The sequence below is a fragment of the Pseudocolwellia agarivorans genome, from assembly GCF_002000085.1.
Classification (GTDB): domain Bacteria; phylum Pseudomonadota; class Gammaproteobacteria; order Enterobacterales; family Alteromonadaceae; genus Pseudocolwellia; species Pseudocolwellia agarivorans.
In genome coordinates this window covers 12,293-25,686 of sequence record NZ_MUZU01000014.1, presented here as the reverse complement: position 1 = coordinate 25,686, position 13,394 = coordinate 12,293, and the positions used below count along the sequence as shown (strand labels likewise).

Genomic DNA, 13,394 nt, shown 5'->3' with positions numbered 1-13,394 from the left:
ATTGGCCTATTTTATTTAGGGTGTTACGTCTTCAATCACTAAATTATCAAAATAAAAGAGTTCGCCACCTTTATTAAAGTTGATTTGGAAGTGCGTGCTACCTGATAGCCATTCCGTTGAATCTTGCGGAATATCAATAAAATATTCGATAGCCGTCCAGTCGTTTTTCACTTCAAACCATTTTTGGCCTGAACTGACCCAAGTATTAGCGTTATTCCAAAATTCAGCATAACCACCAACCCAACCACTATTACTGGCCCGCTTAGCATCAAATGTGACTTTTAAGCGTTTACCCGGTTTGTAAATATTTTGCGGTAAGCTGGTATTACTTAGCACTAAGCCTACCTTACCTGCACTAGTATCTATTGCTACACCAAAATCACTATTAAGAGCTGCATCTACAGTGACATTAACTGAACCTGCGGTATCCCATCCATATCCCCAAGGTGCAATAACACCATTGTCAAAACCTGAATTTAAACCTACTAATAAATTTGTGTCTGGTTCAGGTTCAACATTTGGATCTGATATCGTAATATTTTCGACTACGGTATTGGCATAATCCGTTTGCCAATTACCACCAACTTCTCTGATTGTAGAAATAAATTTATAGCCTGAGTCTGCAGTAATATCTATTGGCCATAGGGTTAACTCCACTTCACCTGTACCAGGCTGAACTGTTTTACGTGCTCCGGCTTTCCAGCCTGAAGCGTGTGATAAATCTACCGTTACATCACTTTCAACCACAGCTTTGTATTGAACAGTTACCTTGTAACTAGGTGCTAAAACTAAGTTTTCAGTACCTGTAACAATAGTGACTTGCGAATCGTCTGTGTATTCCCAATCTGCCGGATGAATAACAATGCCGCTAACGCTATGTGAATCAACATTCGTACGCCAATTACCTCCAATTGAACGAAGGCCAGCCGTCCAGCGATAACCACCACCAACAGGTAATGCATCTGTTAGGTTGAATGCAATTTCAACTTCGCCTTCACCTGCATATACAGTCGTTCTTGCTTCGCCTAACCATTCATTGGTAGATGAACGCATCTCAAACGCTATATCACGGTCTTCATCAGTAGAGTAAGCCACTTTAATCGCATAACTATTACTCGTAATTTCATCACTTGTGTCTTCAATTATCGTAACAGTATTAGGCAGTGATATTTTGTCTAACACTTCAATAGCAGTGGTAACCACTTGGTTATTATTCGCATTTGCCATCGCAGTAATTATTGCAAAACCTGCTTGTTTAGGCGTTAATACACCATTACTGTCAACCTCAACAACAGCTGAATTTGATGAGCTCCAAACTATAAATTGGTCTGTTGCATTAGCAGGTAGAACTTGAGCATGAAGACGGCGTGGTTTGTCTTTATTGATTTGCATTTCAGTTTTATTCACTTCAATTCCTGATACAGGAATATTGGTTAATAATTCACGCTTATCGACTTCTAAAATCATCGAGCTGATGCGGCCATCGCTATCAGGAAATGTTGCTGAAATTTGGTTATTTTGTTTTAAAAATTTAGCCGGTACAGGAATTTCTATAGATCCAAAAAAGTCAGCCCGTGTCGCTTGGTCATAACCTTTCCAGTCATTAGGTACGTTAACTACATGTCCATTAACTTTTAGCTCTGGCTGTTTAGATTTGTCATGTTTACGTGCAATCCCCATACGTAACATGGCTGTACCTTGATCAGAATTGAATCCATTTTTATAAAAATAATAGTTTAACGCTAAGTTCATGTTTTTATTTGTTTTACTATTTTTAATCAACACTTCAGTACGACGGTTATTTTCCCAATCATTTGGATAAGTTGCTTTGATTTTAGCGAAATTTCGATTCAAACTAGTAATTAACGATAACATTTTTCTTTCGTGCTTAGACGAAACCGTTTTAGCCAATACCTCATTGTATTCAAACATGTCAGCGATATAATCCGTAAACGAATTCATGTCCTTATTTAATGCAACGTTATTAATTGAAAAGTTAATTGCTTGCTCTGCAACAATGCTCTGTAGATGTTCATCAGCATAATAACTTTGCTTACGTACAACACTTGATGGAGCAAATTTTTGAGCAAACTCGTACTCTAAAACTACAGCTTCATGCTCTGCTAGCACTAGCTCGCTAGGTGCTATAAGGCTGGTTTCATCACTATAAATTGCAGCTTCACCATAAGGCACATGTAAGCGTTTTGTACGTAATGAAACTAACTCCCCCATAGACGTTATAAAATCTAACGAAACTGATTTATTAGTATCTTCGAAGTTATTCAGTGCAATATAAACTTTAGGGCCATAAGCAAAAGCTTGTACGGCTAAATCAGGATCTAACTCTTGTACATCAATGCGGGTACCTTTGACTTCCGACCATAACTGGAAAAATTTAGCTTTTTCAGTTAACAAAAAGCCATTAACTTTATTGCCTACAACTTTACTTGGATCTGGTCGCCAAATAGCAGCTGAATAAGGTTGAAAATTATTCGCTTGATAAAACCAAGCTGCCTTAGCAGTAATAAAGGGTATCGATGTTAAAATACGATCTTCACGTTCTAGAGCACTAAATAATAAATGATTTAATGATGGAAGCTCTTGTGAACTTCTAGCATCGCTATAATCAACACCTTCATACCCATCAATAATCCCACCATACTCAGTTAATGCATGTGGCTTAACCGTGTCCCACTTGTAATGACTGTAAGTTTCAATTAAATCCATTATTGCTTCAGCATTACTACCAGAACGTATATTGTCTTGTCCGGTAACATTTACACCGTCATATAAATGAAACGAAAAGGCATCCATTGCATCACCAGCAACATCCATAAATCTTTTTTGACGTTCTTCCCAATGTGAAAAATCATTTAGCTCTACAGATGGCCATGCGGATGAAAAGCCAATGACTTTCGTATCAATATTTCTGCGATGAAACTCTAATGCGATTTGTTTAAACCATTCAGTCATTTGACCTTGAACAACTAGATTTTTTTCTGCATCCCAACCTCCATCTACAAAGTCACTGGCATGAACAAAAGGTTCATTCATTGGTTCATAAAATAATGGTCGTGTTTCATCTGTATAATAGTTTTCAAAATAATCTGCAGCCCAACGAGCGCCTTCAACAGGGTTATTTCCCTCTCTCATAATATTTTTGGGGTGATCAGTAGCCACCATACGGCGATCTGAGTATGGATATAAAACATTATTTTTTTGCTGCTCAATATTTATTGCACCTTGAGTAATAGCAAAGTCTGTTGAAGGGTATAGAATTTCACCGCTTGCTGATAAAGGACTCCAAAATGAGCGGCCAAAACCCGCATTTAATTCTTCAGTAATAGTTTGAAGGTCGGCAGTAGTCAATTCCGAACTAGTAGGCGAGGTATGCAAGTTAAAAAATTTATCGCGATTTAATACCGAACTATCGCCAATATATTTCTGAACACTGGGATCTATTTTTACTTCAGCTTCTGCGGCATAACTTAATTGCATACTACTGGGTATTGTGAAAGATATTATTAAACAACATTTTTTTATTTTATTAATTTTCATATTTTCTCGATTAACTATAAATTTCACACTCCATTGCGAACACCTTGTTATTTTATATTTAAACACAAGATTTTATACTTAACAACACAGAACAAAAAATAAACGACAAATGTGCTTATTTAACATAGTTTGAAGTGATAGTTTGAGCGTATTAACTTATTTCCTGTTGATCATAATTGGCCGAAAGTATTAGACATTAAATAGCATATATGGGGAAATGAGCTATGCCATGACAAATACAGAGTCTTACAAGTTTTTTATGATAAACAATGCCATTAAAAACCAAGCTTTTTTAGCTTTAAAAACAGCCATGAATGCATATTATCCACTGTCGGATTCAACCTGGAATACATTCATCAAATTTTGCGAATGTATAAACGTAAATAAAAACGAAGCTTTGTACCCAAGCGGTCAAGTACCTCAGTCTTTTGCTTTTGTATACCAAGGTCTTTTTCGTGCTTTTCATATAGATGACAAAGGACATGAATATAATAAAACCTTTTTTTATGAAGGGTGTTTTCCTGGTTCAATGACGGCCTTACTCACCAACTCTGCGACTGCAACCACCATTGATGCGTTAGAGTCTTCAATTATTATTACCATTAACTTTAAACAATACCGTCAGCTACTATTAACCAGCGAAGACTTAAAATTATTCCAAATTTATTATTTAGAAAAAAACTGGCTATTAACAAAAGATGCGCGTGAAAACGAAATAATTCAAGAAGACGCCACCCAGCGTTATCAACGATTTTTACAAGAGTTTCCTGAACTGAATCAACGATTAGCCCAATACCATATTGCATCGCACTTAGGTATTACACCAACACAGTTGAGTAGAATTAGAAAAAATAATAAAACCTAAATTATCAACCTATGTAAATGCCTTACAAAAATAACAAGGATATGATTGATAACAGGTATCGTCACCTTACATAGGCATGTTAACCACAATGAATAACTTATTATTAATTGCAGCATTGGCTATTTTAGCCGGTGCTGCAATTGCACTTCAGTCTGCATTAAACTCACAGTTAGGCATGCTATTAAACAGTCCTTTAATGGCAAGTAGTATTGCTTTTATCTTAAGTGGAATATTTTCTTTTTCTACCTTATTACTATTGAAAATGCCCTCTATAACATTAACAACTGTAGAAACAATTCCCTTATATTTATGGTTTACAGGAAGCCTATTTAGTGCGTTTGGTGTGAGTATGTTTTTTTATTTAGCCCCTAAGATAGGGCTTGGTTCTTTAATGTCGTACGCTTTAGGAGGGCAAATAATTATGGCTATTATTATTAGTCATTTTGGCTGGTTTAATTTACCCATTAAGCCTTTATCAATCACAAAGGTTTTAGGTGTAGTTACACTGGTTATGAGTATTACCATGATCAATTACGAACGCTAACTTCTTATAAAATAGGTTTTTCATGTCCTTTAATCAAAACACCAATACTTACCTGAAAGAGTTAAAGTTAAGTTTTAATAAATCCGACCTAAGCTTTTTGAATAAACTACAAAGTGCTCATGTCGCTAAATATAGTTTTAATAATCTCGCGGTTTTGTTAGGTGAAAATATAAAAATAGACAGTGAAAGCGTCTTTAAAAAAATAGTCATTGAAGGCCGAGGCGGCTATTGTTTTGAGCACAACAAACTGGTGTACGATACGCTGCAAGATCTCGGTTACAACGTTCGACTATTATTAGCAAAAGTTGTAAGCAATGTAGAACAAGAAGCACCAAGAACTCATCGTATAACCTTAGTTAACTTAAACAATGAATACTATATTGTAGATGCAGGTTTTGGCCCTTTGGGCTCTATTTATCCTATCAAGCTAGCGTTAGATAAAGTGCAATCTCAAGGCTTTTATCATTACCGTGTTCAGCAATCAGAAACTAAAGAGTATAGCTTTGAAATAGAAAAAAATGGTGAATTTTCTACTCTCTATTGTTTTAACTTAAAGACATATACCGAGGCAGACTGCACAGTGAGCAATTTCTATTCGTACCAATACCCAGAAGCAGTATTTGTGAATAACTTAGTAGTATGCAATAAGCTTGAAAACGACATTTATTCGTTACGTAATGGGCTATTTTTCCATATTACAAAAGATAATAAAACAGAGGTAAGAATAACAAGCCCCTCTCTTTTACAATCGCTCTTACTTAAACACTTTACTATAAATTTAACGATTGATGATTGCTCTAATTTGTTTAAAAAGCATATACAGCTATAAATTTATAAAGACATACAACTGGCATAATAGCTTACCGTACCGGGCCAATCTGAAAATACGCCTTTTACACCTACTTGTTGTGCCAGCACGTTTAAGACTACCAGCTGATCTGCGTCGTGCTTTATAACTTTGTTCACCGTTTGATAATACCAACCACCACCTTCTACATAATTACCAGAGCGCTCAAAGGTCCATGCAATAATATCTAAACCTGCTCGTTTGGCTTCTTTAGCGTATGCTGAAGGCACAACATGATTGTTTTCATTGGTGGTAATTAACATCCAAATAGGTGGCGCTAATATTTTTACTCCATCTTTAACTAATTCATCCATCGATGGGCTAAAGGTTGCAGGCTTTGTGGGGTCAAAACTATCGCTTATTTCACGTTCATCTAAAAACACTGCTTGTTTAGCAAATTCAGGTGATTCTTTAATCCAATGCTTAATGTCACTTAAATTAAATGACTGAGGGAATACTTGATCGGCTGATACATTAGCCTGCTTATATTCAGCTAACATTTTATTGGCGAAGTCTTTTTGAGAAAAACCGTTAAACGGCATACTTACTTGAGGCGCCTTTAGTTCGGGGGTCATTTTTACACCCAGTTGCTTAAACAAAGTAATACTTTCTGCGTGAGTCATCAAAGTACCGCTATTGCTGTATAGATTAGTTCTAAACTTAGGTGTTCCTGCAATATATTCTTTAATTGTTGTGGCGTTAGCATTAACGCCGTCCATTTTGCCTTTTAGCATTTTAAATTCATTTAAGGTGATATCACTGGTACAGCACTGGGCAGAGGCGTTAACCCCTTTTTGTATATCAGCAGGTGTAAAAGGCGTAGTACATTTTGCCGCTAATGAGGGAATAGTTAATATATTCGTGGTGGCATGTAAATCACACTGGGAGTGCCTACACACAAGTTCTTTATCTTTAGTAAAAGTGACATCACATTCTAAAATACCCGCCCCCATTCTTGCGCCAGCAATATAAGATTCTTTGGTATGTTCGGGGTATTGTAATGGTGCGCCACGGTGACTAATTGAAAAATCAGTTTTATAAAACTCGCCCTCACTACATCCTTTTAATTTATCTTTAAGTTCGCCATCAGCAAGTTTATCAATTAGGTAATAAGGTCTAGAACCCACTTGCACATTATTTTTTTGAGACTTGGCATTTAAAGGATCGCAAGCTGAAACAAAGACTAAAGAAAGAAATAACACACAATATAAAAACAAATACTTAAACATAACATAGCATCGTATAAATAAAAGTCTTAAAGAATAAGACGTTAACATGACAGTATTAAGCACTTTATATGACACATACTTTATTCTCGTTTCTTCATAATAAACAAAGTCAGTATGCCTGCAATAAGGCCCCAGAGTACAGAGCTAATACCTAACATCATGAGATCTGACGCGGTAACAAGAAACGTAATCATCGACGCTTCAACATACTTAGTGTCAGATAGAGATTGCTGAATACTATTCGAGATGGTGGTAAATAATGCAATTCCCGCTAAAGCAAAAATTAATGCAGATGGAAATGTAGAAAACACACCAATTAAATACCCTGAAAAAAAACCCATCAAAATATAAAAAACACCACCTGCCATAGCCGCCCAATAACGCTTTTGCGGATCTTTATCTATTTCTTCGGTCATACAAATAGCCGCAGTTATCGCCGCTAAATTTAACGCATAACCACCAAAAGGTGCAGTGACTAAATTAGTCGCTCCCGTTACCGTTAGTGTTGCTGAAACAGGAGCTTTATAACCGTGCGCTTTTAACACGGCAATACCCGGTAAATTTTGTGCAGCCATGGTAACAATAAATAAAGGAATACCTACACTTAGTATACCTTCAAGAGATAACTCAGGAGCAGTATAAGAAAATTCAGCTACTGTAAATTGTGTATTAGTGGGCAATATTAACCCTGTTTGCCACGCAACCAATACACCTACCGCTAAAACAAATATCATTGAATATTTTGGAAAAAAACGTTTACTAACAAGGTATACCATAAACATAGAAAAAATAAGAAAAGGCGCTTCGTTCATATGATTAAACACACCAATACCAAAGTTAACTAGCACGCCGCCCAGCATAGCCGTTGCGAGTTGAAAAGGAATTTTATTCATTAACTTTTCAAACCAACCGGTAACACCGCAAAGTAAAATAAGCACCGCTGAAAACATAAAGCCAGCTATAGCCTCATTAATACTAACACCTTGGGCATTACTAATGAGTAATGCAGCCCCTGGAGTTGACCAAGCAATAAGAATAGGAATACGGTAAAAAAAGGATAACCCTATTGAAGTAATACCCAATGAAAGCCCCAACACCAGCAGCCAACTCGCAGCAAGGTTAGCATCACCACCCAAATTAATAACCGTTTGGTAAATGAGAGCAATAGTGCTCGCAAAACCAATAAGTACAGCTACAAACCCTGCAATAACAGAATTTAATACTCGATTGACTAACAAAGTGCAGCCTCCCATAATAATATCTATATGTATTGTTTATAACATTGTGCGCAATAGCGCACAAGGAGAATTAAGATCAGCCTTCCACATAACATTATCGGTCTTCAATTAAAGTCTGCACGAAGTAACAAAAGTTGGAGCCTAGACACTGCCAGTAAACATACTGGTGTATCAAAGGCCATGCTAGGACAAATAGAACGCGGAGAGTCTAGCCCTACGGTAAGTAAATTGTGGGAAATAGCAAATGGCTTTGAGCTACCACTGACATATTTTTTCGGTGAATTAGCCACAAACAATACCCTGCCTGAAAAGCTTATTACCGAACAAAGTATCGCGATTGCAACCTTGTTTCCGTTTGATCCTAAAACTAAAAGTGAAATTTTCTTACTTACATTAGAACCCTTACATCAACATATGTCGGTACCGCATAATACGGGTGTAATAGAACATCTCATCGTCATTGAAGGTGAAATGGAATATTACATTAACAACCAATGGCATCATTTAAAACAAGGTGAGTTTGTTAAGTTTAATGCTGATGTAGAACATGGCTATCGTAACCTTTCGGATAAAAAAACCACTTTTCATAATATGATTTTTTATACGGGTGAAGAAAAACAACCAACCTGAGTTGGCCGTTTTAATAAGCGCTACTTATTTAACTCTAACTTGGGTTATTTAGTAACATCTGTTTAGAAAACCCCTTATACAACAGAGGAATAATAAACAGAGTTAAAAAGGTTGCGCTAAATAAACCACCCACGATAACCGTTGCGAGCGGTTTTTGTATTTCGGCGCCAATACCTTGAGAAAGTAACATAGGAATTAAACCTAAAGCCGAGGTGAAAGCCGTCATCAAAACAGGCCTTAATCGTGAAATAGCACCGAAGCGTGTGGCCTCTTCAGCAGACTCACCTGATTTAACCCTTCTATTAATGCTTTCAACCATAACAACGCCATTTAATACCGCGACACCAAACAAGGTAATAAAGCCAACAGCACTTGGCACTGATAAGTATTGCCCTGAAAAATACAATGAGAATACACCACCAATAATAGCCAGAGGTACGTTGAGTAAAATAAGCCCTACTTGGCCTACAGAACCAAAAGAGAAATACAACAACAAAGCGATTAAGGCTAGCGAAACAGGTACTACAAGCATTAAACGATTTTGTGCTCGCTGTTGGCTTTCAAACTGTCCACCAATGGCAACAGAGTAACCAACTGGTAATTTAATATTACGCTTAATTTGAGTATTAATGTCTTTAACCACACTGCCCATATCTCGTCCTTGTACGTTAGCTTGTATAACAACACGTCTTTGTACGTCGTCTCGACGAATTTGAGGTGGCCCAGATTCAATATTTATCGTGGCTACATCTCCCAATCGTACCCAAGCACCTGACGGTGACTGTAATCGTAACTCAGCAAGACTCTCTTGATTTTTACGGAACGCTTTATCTAACCGAACGTAAATATCAAAGCGCTCATTACCATTAATAACTTGCCCTGCTACTTGGCCGCCAACGCCATTTTTCACTAACGACATGACATCATTTACGGATAATCCATAACGAGACAACTGCTGACGTTTAGGCGAAATAACCAGTTGCGACTCTCCCACTATTTGTTCCATGGCGACATCTTTAGTGCCTTCAACCGATTTCACTAACGTTTCTATTTCTTGCCCTTTACTTGCCAAAACAGCGAGATCAGATCCAAATAACTTTATCGCTAATTGCGCTTTGACACCTGAAAGTAACTCATCAACTCTATTTGCTATAGGCTGAGAAAAGTTAAAAAGTAACCCTGGATGTTGCTCTAACTTTACCTCCATTAATTGCTGTAATGCCATTCTATTTGATGCACTTTCCCATTCAGATATAGGTTTTAAACCTATATATATTTCAATATTATTAACCGGTTCGGGATCTCCACCAATTTCAGGACGACCAATACGACTGAGAGCATAATTAACTTCAGGAAAAGCCAATAGAATAGCTTCAATTTTGGGGGCTGTTTTTAATACCGTATCTAAGCTTGAAGAAGGTGAAAAGGTGACTCGTAAATTAATCGTGCCTTCCTCTAATTCTGGTACAAACTCAGTACCCATTCGAGGAATAATAACCAGCGTAATAACCACTAGAATAACTGTAAAGGTAAGTACCCACTTTTTATGAAGTAAAGACCAATTAAGGCTTTTAGCGTAAGCTTTTTCAAATACCGAAATTATAGATTTTTTAGGTAACGCAATGTTTTTATTAAACAAGATAGTCGCTAACGCAGGTACCACAAATAACGCCACCATCACGGATGCTATAATTGCGATCATTATACTTACGGCCATAGGCTGAAAAAGCTTAGCTTCAACCCCTTCAAAAGTAAACATAGGCGTAAAAACAACTAAGATAATCATCGCAGCAAAAAAGATTGGTTTAGCCACTTCTTTACAGGCTATTTGAAATAGTGAAATACTCGGTTTGAACTCATCAGCTTTTTTAGCAGAAGGATCTGTTACTGTTTTTTCGGCATCAGCCTGTTCGGTTAAGTGCTTAACAATATTATCAACCATAACTACCGAGCCATCTACCAACATACCAATAGCAACAGCAATACCACCTAATGACATTAAGTTAGCTGAAAGACCCAATAAGCTCATGGTCATTAATGCAATCGCGATAGAGATAGGTATAGAAATAAGCACTAAAACGGTGGCTTTTAAATCCATCAAAAAAAGCAGCAATATCACTACAATAAAAACAAAAGCAAGTACCAGTGCATCACTTACTGTTTTAATGGCTTGTTCAATTAACATGGCTTGGTTATATAACGGCTTAAAAGAAACACCTTTTGGTAAGGCTTGATCTATTAATTGTCTTTTCTCTTCAATACCGTCAATCGTATTTTTAGTGTTTGCTCCCATACGTTTAAGCACAACACCCGACATAACTTCGCCAAGAGATTCTATATTGCCTTGAACATCACGTTGCGACATAGTGACAGCGCCTTGTCTGATTTCGCTACCAAACTCAATACGGGCTACATCAGAAACTTTAACAACGATACCATCAATACTTTTTAAAGGAATTTGCCCTATTTCTGCTAAGCCTTTTTTATTAGCACTTAACCAACCTGTTCCTCTGATAACTAACTGCTCTTGGCCTCGATTCATATACCAACCGCCTACGTTAGTATTATTATCTTCAATCGCATCTACCACATCTTGTTGAGAAAGCTCATAGGCCAACAACTTAGACGGATTAACAACCACTTGATATTGACGAACTTCACCACCAAACGACAGCACCTCGGTAATACCATCAACAGGCATAAGTAATAATTTAACTACCCAGTCGTTTAAACTACGTAAATCCATGCTGTTAAAGCCAGAGTCTTGATCAGCAATCAATAAATATTGATAAACTTGCCCTAAGCCTGAAGTGTTCGGTCCAATTTCAGGTGTTCCCACAGAGTCAGGAATAAGCTCTTTAGCTGATTGCAAACGCTCAAATACTAGCTGTCTGGCAAAGTAAATATCTGTACCTTCTTTAAATACAACACTAATCCCCGACAAACCTGTTTTTGATATAGAGCGTACTTCTTCTACATTGGGCAAAGCGTACATAACGGCTTCAATAGGAAAGGTGATCAACTTTTCTACTTCTTCAGAAGCTAAACCGGGGGCTTCGGTATTTATTGAAACTTGTACATTAGTTACATCAGGAAATGCATCTAAATTCAGCTTTGGGATCACAAAGTAAGCGGCAAGCATTAAGCTACCAAGAGCAATAAGCACTAAAAATCGGTGTGCTATAGCCCAATCGATCATTCGATTAAACATAATAAAACTCCAATTATTTAATGGTTATGCGGGTCAAAGCCGCCTTTAGCTTGTTCTGATGCGATAAAAAAAGCACCTTGAGTCACTATTTTTTGACCTGAAGCTATGCCAATAATTTCACGCAGTGGTTGTGTTGAATCACCTAATGAACGCCCTAACTCGACTTCTTTAGCGACAAACAGTTGTGGTTTTTCTTCAATAAATACTACCCAATCACCATCAGGACTACGCATAAGGGCAGATTCAGGAACAGCTAAGATAGGTTCTTGGCTTAACGTATTAAAATATACGTCGCCAAACATACCTGAATGTAATTGATGGTTATTATTTTTAACTAAAAGCCTAACAATACGAGTTCTTGTTTTAGGATCTATGGTGTGAGTTTCTTGAATAACTTGTGCAGTAAAAATAGCGTTATTCACCACTAATTCAGCTTCCGTTCCAGCACTTAGTAATAACTTAGTATTGGGGGATAAGCTTGCCTCTACCCACAACGAACTTTCATCAGCCAGTACAACTAACGACTGCCCTGCTTCCATTCGTTGTCCCTGTTGAAACTCATCACTTAATACCAGTCCAGTCTGTTGAGCTTCTAAGGTGTATTCACCTAATGGCGAGTCTTTTTTAGCAGACAATTGCTTAATTGCCTTATCTGTTAAACCAAAGGCTTTTAAACGCGCGGTAGATGCTTCGTAGCGAGTTTTAACGTCTGAAGCGTATTTTTCACTCACCACTTGTGTGCTTAGTTTATTCACCCGATTATATTCGGCAAAGTTAATACGATAATCAGCTTGTTCTTGTGCAATAACTTCACTGAATAAAGTGACAAGAGGCTGATTTAAACTAACATGCTCTCCTAACGATATATGACGTTTTATTACTACCGAATCAACTCTAGGTGAAACAACATAGGTTGTATAACCGTTTGCTTTAAGTTCGGCAGGCGCATAAACACGACTATTTTGATGTTTAGCGATAACCACTTCGCTTTTAATTTCAGCCAGAGTTATTTGCTCTGACGATAATTTAACGCCAGCCTCTTCATGTTCGTCAGGCGTACTTTCAGTGTAATTAACTTCTTTTGGTGTTGTGCTTTTAGTTTCTTTTTTTACAGCATGATCATTATGATCATGCTGGTGTTCATCTTGTGCAACTGAAACCGCTGGCACAATAGCGCATACAATAGGTAAAACTATAGATAACGTAAGGACTCGACATAAGCCATTAGCAAATTTGTTGTTCATGATTGTTCTCTTAATTTATATAAAAAGG

At 37.1% G+C, this 13,394-nt stretch carries 9 protein-coding genes; 4 read left to right on the top strand and 5 right to left on the bottom strand.

Annotated features, from left to right (window positions below; genetic code table 11):
• Window positions 1–15: 15 nt before the first annotated feature.
• Window positions 16–3,558 carry an Ig-like domain-containing protein gene (locus tag B0X80_RS17495; RefSeq protein WP_077342647.1) on the bottom strand — a complete coding sequence of 1,181 codons (3,543 nt, stop codon included), beginning with the start codon at window positions 3,556–3,558 and terminating at the stop codon, window positions 16–18.
• 229 nt (window positions 3,559–3,787) lie between these two features.
• On the opposite strand from B0X80_RS17495, the gene B0X80_RS17490 reads away from it, so the two are divergent.
• The 3 genes from B0X80_RS17490 (at window position 3,788) to B0X80_RS17480 (ending at window position 5,796) form a co-directional block, all read left to right on the top strand.
• Window positions 3,788–4,423, top strand: coding sequence for a Crp/Fnr family transcriptional regulator (locus B0X80_RS17490; RefSeq protein ID WP_245825492.1), 636 nt, complete (start codon window positions 3,788–3,790; stop codon window positions 4,421–4,423).
• An 88-nt stretch (window positions 4,424–4,511) separates the two neighbouring features.
• Window positions 4,512–4,967, top strand: a complete 456-nt coding sequence (locus B0X80_RS17485; RefSeq protein ID WP_077342644.1) for a DMT family transporter — start codon at window positions 4,512–4,514, stop codon at window positions 4,965–4,967.
• A 22-nt stretch (window positions 4,968–4,989) separates the two neighbouring features.
• Complete coding sequence (locus tag B0X80_RS17480; RefSeq protein WP_077342642.1) at window positions 4,990–5,796, top strand: arylamine N-acetyltransferase family protein; 807 nt, start codon at window positions 4,990–4,992, stop codon at window positions 5,794–5,796.
• A 2-nt stretch (window positions 5,797–5,798) separates the two neighbouring features.
• On the opposite strand, the gene B0X80_RS17475 is transcribed toward B0X80_RS17480, so the two are convergent.
• The gene (locus tag B0X80_RS17475; RefSeq protein ID WP_077342640.1) at window positions 5,799–7,043 is read right to left on the bottom strand and encodes a glycerophosphodiester phosphodiesterase family protein; all 1,245 of its coding nucleotides are present in this window, start codon (window positions 7,041–7,043) and stop codon (window positions 5,799–5,801) included.
• A gap of 80 nt (window positions 7,044–7,123) precedes the next feature.
• Entirely contained in the window at window positions 7,124–8,281 is a 1,158-nt protein-coding gene (locus tag B0X80_RS17470) for a benzoate/H(+) symporter BenE family transporter (RefSeq protein ID WP_245825491.1), read from the bottom strand.
• Window positions 8,282–8,350: 69 nt separating this feature from the next.
• Between B0X80_RS17470 and B0X80_RS17465 the strand changes: the two genes are divergently transcribed.
• Window positions 8,351–8,911, top strand: coding sequence for a helix-turn-helix domain-containing protein (locus B0X80_RS17465; protein WP_077342636.1), 561 nt, complete (start codon window positions 8,351–8,353; stop codon window positions 8,909–8,911).
• 34 nt (window positions 8,912–8,945) lie between these two features.
• On the opposite strand, the gene B0X80_RS17460 is transcribed toward B0X80_RS17465, so the two are convergent.
• Window positions 8,946–12,122 (bottom strand): efflux RND transporter permease subunit, encoded by a 3,177-nt coding sequence (locus B0X80_RS17460; RefSeq protein WP_077342634.1) that lies wholly within the window; start codon window positions 12,120–12,122, stop codon window positions 8,946–8,948.
• 17 nt (window positions 12,123–12,139) lie between these two features.
• On the bottom strand, window positions 12,140–13,366 hold the full coding sequence (locus tag B0X80_RS17455) for an efflux RND transporter periplasmic adaptor subunit (RefSeq protein WP_077342632.1): 1,227 nt from the start codon (window positions 13,364–13,366) through the stop codon (window positions 12,140–12,142).
• Window positions 13,367–13,394 lie beyond the last annotated feature (28 nt).

Bases quoted from the DNA above. Each gene is read 5' to 3' on its own strand.
- B0X80_RS17480 (WP_077342642.1), top strand. From the start codon at position 4,990: ATGTCCTTTAATCAAAACACCAATACTTACCTGAAAGAGTTAAAGTTA.
- B0X80_RS17495 (WP_077342647.1), bottom strand. From the start codon at position 3,558: ATGAAAATTAATAAAATAAAAAAATGTTGTTTAATAATATCTTTCACA.
- B0X80_RS17490 (WP_245825492.1), top strand. From the start codon at position 3,788: ATGACAAATACAGAGTCTTACAAGTTTTTTATGATAAACAATGCCATT.
- B0X80_RS17485 (WP_077342644.1), top strand. From the start codon at position 4,512: ATGAATAACTTATTATTAATTGCAGCATTGGCTATTTTAGCCGGTGCT.
- B0X80_RS17460 (WP_077342634.1), bottom strand. From the start codon at position 12,122: ATGTTTAATCGAATGATCGATTGGGCTATAGCACACCGATTTTTAGTG.
- B0X80_RS17455 (WP_077342632.1), bottom strand. From the start codon at position 13,366: ATGAACAACAAATTTGCTAATGGCTTATGTCGAGTCCTTACGTTATCT.
- B0X80_RS17475 (WP_077342640.1), bottom strand. From the start codon at position 7,043: ATGTTTAAGTATTTGTTTTTATATTGTGTGTTATTTCTTTCTTTAGTC.